This window comes from Intrasporangium mesophilum (assembly GCF_054783095.1).
In genome coordinates this window covers 127,668-139,356 of record NZ_BAAGRF010000002.1, presented here as the reverse complement: position 1 = coordinate 139,356, position 11,689 = coordinate 127,668, and the positions used below count along the sequence as shown (strand labels likewise).

Annotated in this window: 11 protein-coding genes and 1 pseudogene; 1 reads left to right on the top strand and 11 read right to left on the bottom strand. The window is 71.4% G+C overall.

Going from position 1 to position 11,689, the window contains the following annotated elements:
- Window positions 1-226 precede the first annotated feature (226 nt).
- Window positions 227-757 (top strand): DUF4282 domain-containing protein, encoded by a 531-nt coding sequence (locus tag ACYVLP_RS01375; RefSeq protein WP_460625546.1) that lies wholly within the window; start codon window positions 227-229, stop codon window positions 755-757.
- Between the two features lie 112 nt (window positions 758-869).
- On the opposite strand, the gene ACYVLP_RS01370 is transcribed toward ACYVLP_RS01375, so the two are convergent.
- The 11 genes and pseudogenes from ACYVLP_RS01370 to ACYVLP_RS01320 form a co-directional block, all read right to left on the bottom strand.
- The gene (locus ACYVLP_RS01370) at window positions 870-1,880 is read right to left on the bottom strand and encodes an agmatine deiminase family protein (RefSeq protein ID WP_460625545.1); all 1,011 of its coding nucleotides are present in this window, start codon (window positions 1,878-1,880) and stop codon (window positions 870-872) included.
- Window positions 1,881-1,928: 48 nt separating this feature from the next.
- A pseudogene (locus ACYVLP_RS01365) lies at window positions 1,929-2,138 on the bottom strand (nitrilase-related carbon-nitrogen hydrolase); the annotation flags it as partial.
- A 253-nt stretch (window positions 2,139-2,391) separates the two neighbouring features.
- On the bottom strand, window positions 2,392-3,129 hold the full coding sequence (locus ACYVLP_RS01360; protein ID WP_460625544.1) for a hypothetical protein: 738 nt from the start codon (window positions 3,127-3,129) through the stop codon (window positions 2,392-2,394).
- On the bottom strand, window positions 3,113-3,751 hold the full coding sequence (locus ACYVLP_RS01355; protein ID WP_460625543.1) for a hypothetical protein: 639 nt from the start codon (window positions 3,749-3,751) through the stop codon (window positions 3,113-3,115). Before ACYVLP_RS01355 ends, ACYVLP_RS01360 begins: the two co-directional genes overlap by 17 nt.
- A gap of 57 nt (window positions 3,752-3,808) precedes the next feature.
- On the bottom strand, window positions 3,809-5,107 hold the full coding sequence (locus tag ACYVLP_RS01350) for an MCE family protein (RefSeq protein WP_460625542.1): 1,299 nt from the start codon (window positions 5,105-5,107) through the stop codon (window positions 3,809-3,811).
- Window positions 5,104-6,120: an MCE family protein gene (locus ACYVLP_RS01345; RefSeq protein WP_460625541.1), complete on the bottom strand. Its 1,017-nt coding sequence runs from the start codon at window positions 6,118-6,120 to the stop codon at window positions 5,104-5,106. The genes ACYVLP_RS01350 and ACYVLP_RS01345 overlap by 4 nt, the downstream gene beginning before the upstream one ends.
- Window positions 6,120-7,328 (bottom strand): MCE family protein, encoded by a 1,209-nt coding sequence (locus tag ACYVLP_RS01340; protein WP_460625540.1) that lies wholly within the window; start codon window positions 7,326-7,328, stop codon window positions 6,120-6,122. Before ACYVLP_RS01340 ends, ACYVLP_RS01345 begins: the two co-directional genes overlap by 1 nt.
- Window positions 7,325-8,362, bottom strand: coding sequence for an MCE family protein (locus ACYVLP_RS01335; protein ID WP_460625539.1), 1,038 nt, complete (start codon window positions 8,360-8,362; stop codon window positions 7,325-7,327). Before ACYVLP_RS01335 ends, ACYVLP_RS01340 begins: the two co-directional genes overlap by 4 nt.
- Window positions 8,359-9,396, bottom strand: a complete 1,038-nt coding sequence (locus tag ACYVLP_RS01330; RefSeq protein ID WP_460625538.1) for an MCE family protein — start codon at window positions 9,394-9,396, stop codon at window positions 8,359-8,361. The genes ACYVLP_RS01335 and ACYVLP_RS01330 overlap by 4 nt, the downstream gene beginning before the upstream one ends.
- A complete protein-coding gene (locus ACYVLP_RS01325) occupies window positions 9,393-10,844 on the bottom strand; it encodes an MCE family protein (protein WP_460625537.1) in 1,452 nt (483 codons plus the stop codon). Before ACYVLP_RS01325 ends, ACYVLP_RS01330 begins: the two co-directional genes overlap by 4 nt.
- Window positions 10,841-11,686: an MlaE family ABC transporter permease gene (locus ACYVLP_RS01320; protein ID WP_460625536.1), complete on the bottom strand. Its 846-nt coding sequence runs from the start codon at window positions 11,684-11,686 to the stop codon at window positions 10,841-10,843. Before ACYVLP_RS01320 ends, ACYVLP_RS01325 begins: the two co-directional genes overlap by 4 nt.
- Window positions 11,687-11,689: the final 3 nt, after the last annotated feature.

Here is an 11,689-nt window from a genome sequence, read left to right as displayed (position 1 = left end):
GCCTCAAGCGCTACATCGCCAGAGACCTATACCGCCAACTCGAACACGCACCCACCACGCCTTGACGAACCATAGGAGCGTCCGGATGCAGACGGTCGCGAACCGGGTCGGGAGAAATGTGGACCGCGCGCTTCCCCGGTGGACGGGTGCGGCATACCTACGATGGCTTCGTCCGAGTTCACCTCACCGATCACCTACCGACCGATCACTCATCGAGGGGAGCACCATGTCAGACCCCAACCCGCCCGAGCAGCCGTCGTTCAACCAGCCCGCCCCGGGCGACCCGACGGCTCCGATGCCCACCGGCGGGCCAGCGACACCACCGCCCGGATCGCCAGAAGACGTGCCGATGCCGGCCGTGGCCAGCACTCCGCCCGTGGGAGGCAGCACCCAGCCGCCTCCGCCGCCGCCGCCCGCACCCCCGACGGGTGGCCCGTCGGGCATCTCGAGCATCCCCGACCCGGCCAAGGAGGGCGCCGGGTTCTTCAACGCGCTCTTCGACTTCAGCTTCACGAACTTCGTCACCCCGATCCTCGTGCGCATCGTCTACGTCCTCGCGACGGCGGCGCTCGTGGCGTCGTGGCTGGTGTTCCTCTTCGCGGCCTTCGCCCAGAACGCGGGCAGCGGCATCACGGTGCTCATCCTCGGCCCGGTCTTCCTCATCATCTACCTGGCCGTCATCCGCATGACCCTCGAGTTCTACCTGTCGGTCGTGCGCATGAGCATGGACATCCACCAGCGTCTCCCCCAGGCGTGAGCTCGTCTGATCTCGTCTGAGCTCGCCCAGCTCGCCTGGGTCGCCTGAGCTCGACCGAGTCGAGTGGCCGCTTCCATACGCATTCGAGCGGTATGGAAGGGGCCACTCGATGTCAGAGGGTGGGCTGCTGCTGGGTGATGCAGTGGATCCCGCCGCCGCGGTCGAACAGCGGGCGGGCGTCGACCCCCACCACCCGCCGGCCCGGGTAGGCCTCGGCGAGGACCCCCAGCGAGGCGTCGTCCTGCTCGTCGCCGAAGGTACACGCGATGACGCCGCCGTTGACGACGAGGTGGTTGAGGTAGGACCAGTCCACCGGGCCGCCGTCGTCGGCGAGCGTGCGCGGCGCCGGCACCCCGACGACCTCGAAGCGCTCCCCGCGGGCGTCGCGTGCGTCCTCGAGCAGCTCCCGGAGCTCGCGGCTGACCGCATGGTCGGGGTGGGCCGCCTCCCGCTGGTCGTGCAGCAGGATGACGCCCGGGCTCGGGATCGTCGCCACGATGTCGACGTGGCCACGGGTGCCGAACTCGTCGTAGTCGCGGGTGAGGCCCCGCGGCAGCCAGATGCACGTCGTGGCACCGATCGTCCGGGCCAGCTCGGCCTCGACATCGGCCCGGGTCAGGCCGGGATTGCGCCCCGGGTCGAGCTGGACCGTCTCCGTCAGCAGCACCGTGCCGAGTCCGTCGACATGGATGCCGCCGCCCTCGTTGACCAGCTCCGAGCCGATCCGCTGGGCGCCGGCGAGCTCGGCGACGAACGACCCGATGCGCGCGTCGTGCTCCCAGGTGGCCCACTCCTGGGCGCCCCACCCGTTGAAGACCCAGTCGACGGCGCCGAGGCGCGTCCCATCGGCGGAGTGGACGAAGCTCGGGCCGATGTCGCGCATCCAGGCGTCATCAAGGGCGGCCGGCACCAGCTCGACCTGCGGGTGCAGCAGCGTCTCCGCGACGGCGAGGTCTCCGGGCACGACGACCATCCGCACCGGCTCGAACTCGATGACGGCGTTGGCGACCGCGGCCCACGTGCGCCGGGCCAGGTCGACCTCGTCAGGGGTGTCGCCGAGCGTGTAGCCCTGGCTCGGCCACGCCATCCAGGTGCAGTCGTGCGGCGCCGTCTCCGACGGCATCCGCCAGGCCGGCGCTGCTGCCGCGCCCTCCCCCGCCACCGTAGGGCCTCAGCCGGCCTCGCGACGGTGCTCGTCGCGGATCGGGGCGGTCAGGGCGGCATACGAGTCGGGGCGCCGGGTGGCCAGGAACGGGTACAGCTCCAGCCAGTCCTGCCGCTGGGCGAGGTCGAGGTCCGCGACGAGGACGGCGGCTTCGTCGCGCGGTGCCTGGGCGAGGATCCGGCCGTACGGGTCGGAGATGAACGACGACCCGTAGAAGGGGAAGACGATGGTGGCGCCCGCCTCGGCGGCGGTCCTGATGCCGTCGCGGAGGGTCTCGACGAGCGCAGCGGGGTCGTCGACCCACGCGTGCTGCAGGAGCGCGACCCGCACCGGGGCCGCGTCGGGCTGGTCGACGCGGGCGAAGGACTCGCGGACGCCATTGGCCTGGATGAGCTTCACACGCCGCAGTATGCCGCAGCGCCGAGCGGGTGGTGGGCGCGCTCGGCGCTGCGAGCTTGGGTCGGCCCCCTCAGAACGCGGAGAGGTCGCTGACGAGCCAGCGGTCGCCCACCTTCCGCATGGTCGCCAGGACGCGGTTCTGGTCGATCGCCGGGGCCTTCTGGGCGGCCGTCGTCGTCGCCTGGTTGACGAAGGCGAGCACGCGGACCGTCGACCCGCCGTCTCCGTCGCCGGTCGAGTCCATGACCCCGGCCTCGTAGACCTTGGCCTGCACCGTGGCCGCGTTCTTCACGGCCATCGGCTTGATGTCGGAGGTCGCGACCGTGGCGAACTGCTCGCGGAACGGCGAGGTGAGCTGCGGCGTGACCTGCGCGACGTGCGCGTCGAAGTCGGCGCCACGGTAGCTGAGCAGGCTCTCGAGCGTCGTACGCGCGGAGGCGACGGCCGCCGCCCGGTCGGCGTCGGTCAGGCGCCCAGGAAGGGCAAAGGCGAGCAGCGCGGCGAGAGCGGCGACCGCGAGCGAGGTGGCGGTCAGTGCCGGCCAGAGCCGCGGGCGCTGCGGGTGACCGGCGCCCTGGAGCGTCTCGCCGAGAGCGGGCGGGCGCCGGGCAGGGTGGCGACCCGGGGCGCGCCGCCTGAGTAGCGGCCCCTTCCGGGCGGGCAGCTCCGCGGCGGGCAGCTCCGCGACGGGCCGCTCGAGGACGGGCCGCTCCACGACGGGCTGGGGCGCGACGGGCTGCAGCGCGCTGGGCCGCGGGCGGCGTGCGCCCGCAACGCGCCTGCGGCGCGGGTCAGCTGACGAAGTCAAGGGCGCTCACCTTCCATGCGTCGCCGACCTTCACCAGGTCGAGGCGGAGCCGGTACGTCTTCTTCTCCGGCGTCGTGGTCGCCGAGTTCGTGGTGGGCGCGACGATGCCCACGATGACCTTGGCCGAGTGGTCATCGGCCGAGACGAGGGCCGCCTCAGCGCGTTCGACGCGGGAGTCGGTGTGGTTCGCTGTGACGACCGGCTTCAGCTGCGCGAGGGTCGCCTCGTACTCCTTCTTGAAGCTCCCGGTGGCGTCGTCGAGCACCCGCCTGGTGTCCGTGTCGAACGCCGCCGCGCTCACCGTCACGAAGTTGACGGCGATCTGGCGCCCGGCAGCGAGCGCCGCAGCCCGGTCGTCCGCCGCCCGCTGGTCCGTCCAGGTCGCCCGCCCGAGCGTCAGCGCCACGCCCACGACGGCGAGGACGAGCACCGCGGTCGTCGCCCAGAGGACGCGCGCGGAGGGACGCCGACCGCGCAGGGACGGGACGGCATACCTCGCGGTATGCCGGTGGGCCGGCTGGGTGGCGGGGCCCGGGGCCTCCGCGGCCGGCCCAGTGGCCTCCGCGGCGGGGTCGCGAACAGGGCGCACGTGCCCCTTGGGGCGGCTGGTGACCATCGTCATCGAGGGGTCGTCCTTCCGTGCCCGGACCCGGTCCGCGTGGCCCGGCCCGTCGGTGCCCTATCGCAGGGCCTCCCGCATCAGCCAGAGCCAGCTCGTCCCGTCGCCGGTCGAGTCGTTCCCACCGGCCGGGACGACCGGTGACTGCACTGACAACGAGGCAGGGTCCGCCGAGGTCACGCCCGGGTTCGCCAGGGGCACCGGCGTGGAGCCGAGCGCGAGCGGGTAGCTCGAGCCCTGCTGCCCTGAAGGAGTCGGCCTGGGCGCGTTCTGGGCTCCGCGGACGTTCACCCCGGAGGAGCGGGATGCGGCGCAGTGCGCGTCGGAGTTGACCGGAGGCAGGCCGGTGGTGCGGTGCGGGTCCACCTTGTGGGTGCCTTCGTAGCCGACCTCGCACGCCTTGGGGTCATCGGCGTTGAGGACCAGCCCGAAGTGGGCGGTCCCGTCGCCGGGGACGACGGTGAAGCCGCCCGTGACGACGTCCGGGTACGTGACGAGGATCTGCTCGATGCCGTCGATGCGCGCCGTCGTGACGTTGCCGATGGTGATGAGGTTCGCGAGCAGCGCGGCGAGGCCCTGCTTGTTCTCCGAGATGAGAGCGTCGAGCTCCCGCACAGCCGCGGATCCGCGGTCGAGGACGAGTCGCAGGTCGGGGTCGGCCTCACGGAGCGTGTCGGCGACGTCCGCCAGGCCGGCCAGGCTCGTCCGCAGGTCGTCCTGGCTGTCGACCTGGGTGCCGAGCACGGTCCGGCCGTCGTGGATGAGCCGGGTCGTCTCCGGCAGCGCAGCGGTGGCTGCCGCGGTGAGCGCATCGCCACTGTCGACCAGGCGCTGGAGGTCCGCTCCGCCGCCCCGGAAAGCGCGGCCCAGCTCGTCGACCGTCGTGACGAGCGCATCCTTGGGCACCGATGCGACCGTGTCGCTGACGTGACGCAGCAGCAGGTCGATCCGCAGCGGGTATGCCGTCCGGTCGCGTGGGATGACGTCGCCTGCCCTCAGGAACGGGCCGGAGGGTGTGCGGGGCTGGAGGTCGAGGTACTGCTCCCCCACTGCCGAACGGTTCTCGACGACTGCGGCGGTGTCCTTGGGGACCTGGGTGCCACGGTCGAGCCGGGCCTGGACCGCGACGCCGTCGCCCGAGAGGCGCAGCGCCTCCACGCGGCCGACGGTCACCCCCCTGTAGGTGACCTCGGCCCCGACGAAGATGCCGCCCGACTGCGCCAGGTCCGCCGAGACGACGTAGCTGCCGCCGAGGACCTTGTCGGCCAGGCCGACGTACCCGGCGGAAAGGACGGCGACGAGTGTCACCGTGATCAGGGCGAAGGCGGCGAGCTGCAGCCGCACCGTGCGCGTGATCACCGGCCACCTCCGGCGACCCCGAGGTTCTTCGCGATGGTGCCGACGTTCGTGTCGAGGGTGGCCCAGAGGTTGGTGAAGTCGCCGTGGCTGGCGCTCTGTGCCTGGTTCGGGAACGGGTAGGTCAGCAGCAGCTCGTAGCTCTTCGGCAGGTCGTCGCCGGCGGCGTTGAGCTGGCGCAGGATCGGGCCGACGGCCCGGAGGTTCGCCTCGAGGTCGTCCCGCGACCCGCGGATGACGCGGGTGCCGACCTCGCCGAGGTCGCGCAGCGAGGTGAGCATCGCGGTGAGCTGGGACCTCTGGTCGGCCAGGATGCCCAGGCCCTTCGGCAGCTCCTCGAGGGCGTGCCCGATCGTGCCGCGCTGCTTGGCAAGCGTCGAGGAGAGCCGGTCGATGCTGTCGATGGCCCTGACGATCTCGGACCGCTGGGCGTCGAGCCCGCCGACGAACGTGTTGAGCTGGCCGACCAGGTCCTTGACGGCGCCGCTGCGACCACGGAGTGCGTCGCCGAGCTCGACCTCGATCGTCTTGAGCTGCGCGACGCCACCGCCGTTGAGGAGCAGCGACATCGCCCCGAGGACCTCCTCGACCTCCGGGTTGCGGTTCGTCCTGGCGAGCGGGATCCGGTCTCCCTCGCCGAGGCGACCGACCGGCGCGGCGTCCGTCGGCGCGGCGAGGGCGACGTACTTCTCGCCCAGCAGCGAGGTCTGCTCGAGCTCGGCGGTGGCATTGTCGGGGAGGACCACCGACCGCGGGATCCGCATGCGCACCAGGGCGGTCCACCCGTTGACCGTGATGTCCTCGACCGTGCCGACGGTGACCTGGTTGACCTTCACGGAGGACTGGGGCACGAGGTCGAGCACGTCGGCGAACTCCGCCGTGACGGTGTACGAGTCGCCGCCCGAGGCGGCGCCACCGGGTAGTGGCAGGTCGTAGGCGCTGCAGCCGCCGAGCGCGACCATCGCCAGCCCGAGCGAGAGCAAAGCGCGACCGGGGCGCGATCGGACGGCATACATCAGCGCCCACCTCCGAGCAGGCCACCCAGGGTGGGGTCGGCGCCGCGCAGGGCCACGGGCCCTCCGCTCAGCGGACTTCCTTGCGGGGCAGGGAGACCCGTGCCCGACGGCAGCGTCGGCAGCGTCGGTGGCGTCGGCAGTCCGGGACCCGCAGGCATCGCGGCGACCTTCGGCAGGAGGGCGGCCCTGAGCGCGTCGCACAGCCGGGTGTTGCCGGTCCGTGTCGGGCCGGTGAGGATCGAGCAGACCAGCAGCAGCGGGTCGTCAAGACCCTTGGCGTTGTTGCGGGTGTCGAGGGTGCCCGTCTGGGGGTGGTAGGCGTTCTGAAGGTTCGACAGGGCCACGGGTGCGTTCTCCAGGGTCTCGGCCAGCGCCTGCCGGTTCTTCACGAGCGTGCTCGTCACTGCTACCGCGCGCGACAGGTCGCGGTGCAGCAGGGCTCGGTTGTCGTGGACGAACGACGACACCTCGTCCACCGCCGTGCCGACGTGCGCGAGGGTGGCCTTCAGGTCCTCCCGCTCTCCGCGCAGCTGCACGGCGACGGTGGCCAGGTCGGAGTTGAGCCGCCGCACCTGCGCGTTGTTCGCGGCCAGCATCGACGTGAACGACTGGAGGTTCCGCACGGTGCCGAACAGGTCCTCCTTGCTGCCCGACAAGGTGGCGAGGGCGGTCGAGAGGTCGTGCACGGTGGAGCCCAGCCGGTCGCCGTTGCCGTCGAGGTTCGCTGCCGAGGTGCGCAGCAGGTCGGACAGCGCGCCGTCCTTGTTGGCGCCGTCCGGCCCCAGAGCGACCATGAGGTCATCGAGGCTCTGCGACACGCGGTCGAGCTCGACGGGGACTGCGGTGCGCCCCAACGGGATTCGTGCGCCTGCTGCGAGGGTCGGGCCTGACTCGTAGACCGGGAGCAACTGGACGTAACGGTCGGAGACGAGCGACGGAGCCACGATCGCGGCCTTCGCTGTGGCGGGCACGCGATAGCGGTCGTCGTAGCTGAACGTGACGTGTACGTGGTCCCCGGCCGGCTCGACGGCGTCGACCTGACCGACCCGGACCCCGAGGATGCGCACGTCCGACCCCGGGTAGAGGCCGACTGCGCGCGTGAAGTCCGCACTGACACTGACCTGGCCGCCGCGGGGCCAGAAGGCGACCGCAGCCGCCACGAGTCCCACCGCGACGAGCGCCGCCAAGGTCTTGGTGATGCGGGTCATCGGCGAGCGCCTCCCGTCGTCCCCGGCAGCTCGAGCCCCGGGGTGCCGACCGGCACGACGAGGTTCGAGACCCAGGTGTCGAACCAGCGGCCGGTGCCCAGCGTGTTGGCGTAGACCCGCGTGAACGGGGCCATCGCCTGGATCGTCCGCTGCAGGTCGGCATCGTGCTTCTGCAGCAGGGCGAGGGCCTGGTCGAGCTCGTCGAGGGCGGGCCGCAGCTGGGCGCGGTTGTCCCGGGCCAGTCCCGTGAGCTGCTGTGCGAGTGCCGACGTGTTGGTGAAGAGGGTCCGGATCTCGTTGCGGCGCCTGGCCAGCTCGACCATGAGCAGGTCCGCGTCGTTGACGAGCCGAGCGACCTGGTCGTTGCGGCTCCTGAGCAGGCCGGTCACGCGGTTGGCCCGCGCAAGGAGCGTGGACAGCTGCTCGTCGCGGCCGGCGACGGTCCGCGACAGCCGGCTGAGCCCGTCGAGGGCCGCTCGCACGTGCGCAGGGCTGTCCTTGAACTCCGTGGCGATCACCGACAGGGACCGCGCGAGCTGGTCGGTGTCGATGCGCTCGGTGGTCGTGGTGAGGTCCGAGAACGCGTCGATGACGTCGTACGAGCTCACCGTCCGCGACGTGGGGATCTGGGTGTCGGGGTCCAGCGAGCCAGAGCCGGACGGGTCGAGCGCGACGTACTTCTCACCGAGGAGCGTCTTCATCCGGATCGAGGCGCCGGTGCGGCTGCCGAGCGGGGTGTCGGCGGTGACGAGGAAGTCGACCCGGACGTGGTCGCCTTCGAGGTCGACGCCGGTGACCTTGCCGACCTTGACGCCCGCGACGCGCACGTCGTCGTCGGGCCGGATGCCGCCGGCCTCCGTGAACGCGGCGCTGTATGCCGTTCCCCCACCGATCAGCGGAAGGCTCGAGGCGTTGAAGGCGAGCAGCACGATCAGGGCGATGACGAGCAGCCCGATCGCGCCGATCGGGACCGGGTTGCGGTCGCGGAAGGGCACCCCCGCGTGCCGTCGAAGACGTCGGGTCAACACGCTCATCGGTCGCACCTCGCGGACGCCACGTCATAGGCCGGAGAGAGGCCGGGCAGGATCGGGCTCTTCGTGTCGAAGCGGCACAGGTAGAAGTTGAACCACGAGCCGTACGTGGCTGTGCGGGTCAGTGTCGTGATCCGGTCCGGGGCATGGGTGATGAAGTCCTCGAACGCCCTGGCGTTGGCCGGCTTCGTGAGCGTCGTTGCGAGAGTGCGAAGCTGGGCGATGTCGTCCTTGATGAGAGGCCGCGTGGAGACGAGCAGGTCGGCCGTCTCGGCGGACAGGCTGTTGATGCCCGCGAGAGAGCGCCCGATCGTCTCGCGGTCGGCCGCCAGACCGCTGGTGAACCGCTGCAGCTGGTCGATGAGGTCGAGCAGCTGCTGGTCGTGGGCGTCGACCGTGCCGAGCACCGCGTTGAGGTTGTCGACCGTGCGCCCGATCACCGCGTCCCGGTCGGCGATCGCCGAGGTGAGGCTCGCCGTCCGCGAGAGCAGTGCGTCGATGTCGCCCCCCTCCCCTTGCAGCGTCGTGATGAGCAGCCCCGAGAGCTCGTTGACGTCCTTCGGGGAGAGCGCCGCGAACAGCGGCTTGAACCCGTTGAACAGCACGGTGAGGTCGAGCGCCGGGTGCGTGCGCGACAGCGGGATGGTCGAGCCGTCCGCGAGCGCTGTGGCCGCTCCGGTGCCCTGGCTCAGGGCGAGGTAGCGCTCGCCCACGAGGTTGCGGTACCGCACGGTGACCTCGGTCCCCTGGGTGAGCACGGACGACTTGAGCACCTGGAAGTCGATCTCCGCTGTCGCCGGCCCTGAGCCCTGCTGGTCCCTCCTGGCGACCCTCACGTCCTTGACCTCGCCGACCCGGACTCCTGCGATCCGCACGTCCTGTCCGGGGCTGACCCCCGTCGCGTCGCTGACGACGGCGGTGTACGTCGCCTTCGGGCCGAGCTGGATGTTCGCGATGGTCATCGCGAGGACGGTCGTCGCGACGAGCGTGACCGCGGCGAAGACGAGGAGCTTGACGAGCGAGCCGGTGACCTTCATCGCGTGCTCACCATCGTCCCGCGCAGCATGGGGCCCGCGAGCAGCGTCTGTATGCCGCTGGGCTGAGCCGGCGCCGAGCCTCCGTCCGCATCCCTGCCGTCGCTGGTGCCGCTCGCATCGGTGCCGCTCGCGTCGGTGCCGTCGCGTGCGAGCAGGGCTGATACCACCTGCTGCTCCTCGATGGTGCCCGCGGTGCCCGAGTCCGCTGCGGCGTTGCCCAGGAGCGCAGCCGGAAGGGCCGACAGCATCGAGCCGTCGCCGGCCGGCTTGGTGCCGTCGTCGAAGTGATGACCGGGGAACGGGTTCGACTGCGAGCCGGGTGGGTTCGGGAGCCCGAAGCAGTTCGGCCCACGCTTCTCACCCCATCGCGGCTCCTCGCCGGGCCGGTACGCCGCCCTCGGCGGGACGACCTCCAGGGTGATGTGGAAGACACCACCGGAGAAGGCGGCGTTGATTCGTGGCAGCCACGTGACCAGTCCCCGTGCGAGGCAGGGGTAGACCGGTGAGTACTCCGCCAGCAGCTGCAGGGTCGGGCGGCCGACCTCGCCCACCTGGATGATGCGTGCCTCGTTGTCGCGCAGGAAGCCGGCGGTCGTGTTGGCGAAACCGGCCGTGCCGACCAGGAACGCGGCCAGCTGCTGGTCCTTCTCGACGACGGTCCGGTTCGTCACCCGCAACGACTCCATGAGCCGGAACGCGTCGGGGGCCAGGTCGGCGTAGACGTCGAGCGTGTCGGCGAGCAGCGAGATGTCCTGCTGGAGCACGGGCATCGACGGGTTGAGCGCCCGCAGGTACCGGTCGACGAGAACGAGGTTCCGGCCCAGCTGGTCGCCCCGCCCCTCGAGGGTGGTCGAGAGTGCGTTGAGGGTCGTCGCAAGCTGGCCCGGCTGGACGGTGCGCAGCAGCGGGTAGAGGTTGTCCAGGACGGTCTCGAGCTCGATCGCGACGGCGCTGCGGTCCTGGCCGATGACATCGCCGTCGGCGAGCCGGGTCCGGCTCGGCTGGGCGACCGTCTCCAGGTCGACGTAGCGCTCGCCGAAGAGGGTCTTCGGGAGCAGGCGCGCGCGCACGTCGGCCGGGATCTGGCTCAGCTGGTCCGGCTGGATCGCGAGGGTCAGCCGGGCTCCCTCCGGGGTCGCCTCGATCCGGCGGACCTCGCCCACGACGAGGCCGCGGAGCTTGACGTCGGCACCGTCCTGGAGCTGGCTACCGGCGCGCGTGGTCTCGAGCGTGACGAGGGCGACGGGAGTGAATGCCTTCTGGTACACGGCGACCGCGAGCGCGAGCAGCAGCCCGACGACGACCAGGAAGACGAGGCCGTAGAGGCGGACGCCGATCCGGAACCGGGTCAGCTGGGTGAGGGGGCCGGCCGCCGCGTCGCCCGTGTCGCCGGTGTCCCTCATGTCGCTCGCGTCGCTCGCGTCGCTCGCGTCGCTCACGTCGCTCATCCGGCGATCCGCACGCTCGAGCTGGCGCCCCAGATGGCCAGCGACAGGAAGAAGTCGACGACGTTGATCGCGACGATCGAGGTGCGGACCGCCTTGCCCACGGCCACGCCCACCCCGGCCGGGCCGCCGGACGCGGTGTAGCCGTAGTAGCAGTGGATGAGGATGATGACGACCGCGAAGACCATCACCTTGGCGAACGACCAGAAGACGTCACCCGGGGGCAGGAACAGGTGGAAGTAGTGGTCGTAGGTCCCCTCGGACTGCCCGAAGTACGCCGTCGAGATGAACCGGGTCGCGGCATACGAGCTGAGCAGGCCAAGCACGTAGAGCGGGACGACGGCGACGAAGCCCGCGATCATTCGTGTCGTCACGAGGAACGGCAGGGACGGGATGCCCATGACCTCGAGGGCGTCGACCTCCTCCGAGATCCGCATCGCGCCGAGCTGTGCGGTGAAGCCGCAGCCGACCGTCGCCGCAAGGGCGAGGCCCGCGACGAGTGGAGCGATCTCCCGGGTGTTGAGGTAGGCCGAGAGGAAGCCGGTGAACGCCCCGGTGCCGAGCTGGTCGAGGGACGAGTAGCCCTGCAGCCCGACCTCGGTCCCGGTGAAGAAGGCGAGGAATGCGATGACGCCGACGGTGCCGCCGATCACCGAGAGGGCCCCGGTCCCGAGCGAGACCTCGGCGAGGAGCCGCACCACCTCCCGCTTGTAGCGGCGGATGGTGCGCCCGCTCCATGCGAGCGAGCGGACATAGAACCGCATCTGCTCACCGAGCGAGTCGATGGCGCGGGCCGGCCGGCCGGCGATGGCGAGCAGGCGTTCTGGAGTCAGGTTCGTCGACACGGT

Excerpts from the sequence above, each read along its gene's own strand:
- ACYVLP_RS01375 (WP_460625546.1), top strand. The coding sequence starts at position 227 with ATGTCAGACCCCAACCCGCCCGAGCAGCCGTCGTTCAACCAGCCCGCC.
- ACYVLP_RS01370 (WP_460625545.1), bottom strand. The coding sequence starts at position 1,880 with ATGCCGTCGGAGACGGCGCCGCACGACTGCACCTGGATGGCGTGGCCG.
- ACYVLP_RS01355 (WP_460625543.1), bottom strand. The coding sequence starts at position 3,751 with ATGACGATGGTCACCAGCCGCCCCAAGGGGCACGTGCGCCCTGTTCGC.
- ACYVLP_RS01345 (WP_460625541.1), bottom strand. The coding sequence starts at position 6,120 with ATGTATGCCGTCCGATCGCGCCCCGGTCGCGCTTTGCTCTCGCTCGGG.
- ACYVLP_RS01340 (WP_460625540.1), bottom strand. The coding sequence starts at position 7,328 with ATGACCCGCATCACCAAGACCTTGGCGGCGCTCGTCGCGGTGGGACTC.
- ACYVLP_RS01335 (WP_460625539.1), bottom strand. The coding sequence starts at position 8,362 with ATGAGCGTGTTGACCCGACGTCTTCGACGGCACGCGGGGGTGCCCTTC.
- ACYVLP_RS01330 (WP_460625538.1), bottom strand. The coding sequence starts at position 9,396 with ATGAAGGTCACCGGCTCGCTCGTCAAGCTCCTCGTCTTCGCCGCGGTC.
- ACYVLP_RS01325 (WP_460625537.1), bottom strand. The coding sequence starts at position 10,844 with ATGAGCGACGTGAGCGACGCGAGCGACGCGAGCGACGCGAGCGACATG.